The sequence below is a fragment of the Pseudomonadota bacterium genome (assembly GCA_022361155.1).
Lineage (GTDB): Bacteria > Myxococcota_A > Polyangia > Polyangiales > JAKSBK01 > JAKSBK01.
This window is the reverse complement of record JAKSBK010000069.1, coordinates 1-1,897: the sequence shown is the minus strand read 5'-3', so window position 1 is coordinate 1,897 and position 1,897 is coordinate 1. Positions and strand designations below refer to the sequence as shown.

Genomic DNA, 1,897 nt, shown 5'->3' with positions numbered 1-1,897 from the left:
GGACGACCCCGGCCTGCTCTACGACCGGGCCCGCTGGCGCAAGCGCCGCGGCCGCCTCGACGGGGTGATCGAGCTGATCGACCGCGCCGAGCCTTTCGTCGAACGGCCGGCGCGCTGGTGGCGGCTGCGCCATTGGGCGGCGCGGCGCGCCCTCGACAGAGGCAAGCCGGCCCTGGCCTACCGCCTGGCCAGCGCCCATGGCCTCAGCCGCGGCGTGGAATTCGCCGAGGCCGAGTGGCTGGCCGGCTGGGTCGCGCTGCGCTTCGAGAACGCACCGGACCGCGCCTATCGCCACTTCCAGCGCCTGCATGCCGGCGTCTCGACCCCGATCAGCCGGGCCCGCGGCGCTTATTGGTCGGGCGAGGCGGCGGCCCAGCTCGGGGACGGTGCGGCGGCACGCGACTGGTACGGCCAGGCGGCCAGCTTCGGCACCGCTTTCTACGGCCAGCAGGCGATCGGTCGCCTAGGCGGCGCCCTCGACCTCGACCTGCAGGGTAAGGCCGTGGCCAGCGAGGCCGCGCGCCAGGCCTTCGAGGAGCGGGAGCTGGTGCGCCTGGTGCGGCTGCTGGCGAGCTTCGACGCCCGCCGCCACGTGCGCCTCTTCATGACTCACCTACGCCGCCAGACGGTCACCACCGAAGCCCATCTGCTCCACGCCGAGCTGGCCAGCGAGATCGACCGCCCGGACCAGGCGCTCTACACCGCCAAGCAGGCGAGCCGCCAAGGCCTGGGCGCGACCGGCGACCTCTTCCCGCTGCCGCCGGAGATTGCCCGGCAAGTGACCGGCACCCGCGCGCCGGAGCCGGCCCTGGTGCTGGCGGTGATCCGCCAGGAAAGCGCCTTCGACTCGCGGGTCATCAGCCGCGCTGGCGCCCGCGGCCTCATGCAGCTCATGCCGGCCACCGCCCGCCTGGTTGCCAAGCGCCTCGACCTGCCCTACCGGCGGGCCGCGCTGATCGAGGAGCCGAACTACAACCTGCGCCTCGGGCGCGCCTACCTCGGCCAACTGCTGGAAGACTACAAGGGCTCGACCGCCCTGGCCCTCGCCGCCTACAACGCCGGGCCGCGGCGGGTCGAGCGCTGGATCGCCGCCTTCGGCGACCCACGCCGGCCGGAGGTCGATGCGGTCGACTGGATCGAGCGCATTCCCTTCTCGGAAACCCGCAACTACGTGCAGCGGGTGCTGGAAGGCCGGACGGTCTATCGCCTGACCCTGAACGGCCAGAAAACGGTCATGCCCCTCAGCCGCCGGGGCCAGGAGCTCGGTCAAGTCTTGAGCCGCTAAACCGCCCGACAAATAGCGGTCAGGGTGGCCGCGCGCCCCTCTTCCAAACTGCGGGCCAGGTTGCCCAGCAGGACCTGAAAGTCCTCGCCGATCAGGATGCGTGGACCGACCGGCGGCGGCCCGCCGCCCTCGGCCGCCTGCCGGCGGCGGCCGCGGAACCAGTCCAGCGAGCGGGCGCTGTTGTCCTCCCAGTGGAGCACCTCCAAGCCGGCCGCGGTCAGATGCGCCCGCAAGGCCTCGGCGGTGGCCGGGAAGGAGATCGCCGGATCGCGCGCCCAGGGCACCGGATAGCGGATCTCCCCGGCCGTGCCCTGCAGCACGTCGTAGAGCGCGAAGCGGCCGCCCGGCTTCAGCACCCGGCGCACCTCCCCGTAGAGGCGCGGCTTGTCGGCGATGTTCATGGCGACGTGCTGGGTCCAGACCAGATCGAACTGGCTCGACGCAAAGGGCAGCGCCAGGGCGTCGCCGGCGCAGTAGTCCAGCTTGCCGTCGAGACCGACCCAGCCGGCCATGACCCGGGCGGCGCGGCAATAGGCCTCCGTTAGGTCGAGGCCAGCGACCCGGCAGCCATAGCCGGCCGCCAGCAGGCGCGAGGGTCCGCCGATGCCGCAG

General features: G+C 73.0%; 2 protein-coding genes. One reads left to right on the top strand and one right to left on the bottom strand.

Features of this window, described 5'->3' with window-relative positions; all coding sequences use genetic code 11:
* Positions 1-1,285: lytic transglycosylase domain-containing protein (locus tag MJD61_01840; GenBank protein ID MCG8554019.1), on the top strand; the 1,285-nt coding region annotated here is incomplete at its 5' end.
* On the opposite strand, the gene MJD61_01835 is transcribed toward MJD61_01840, so the two are convergent.
* On the bottom strand, positions 1,282-1,897 hold a 616-nt coding region (locus MJD61_01835), incomplete at its 5' end, for a methyltransferase domain-containing protein (GenBank protein ID MCG8554018.1). The two genes, MJD61_01840 and MJD61_01835, sit on opposite strands and share 4 nt — an antisense overlap.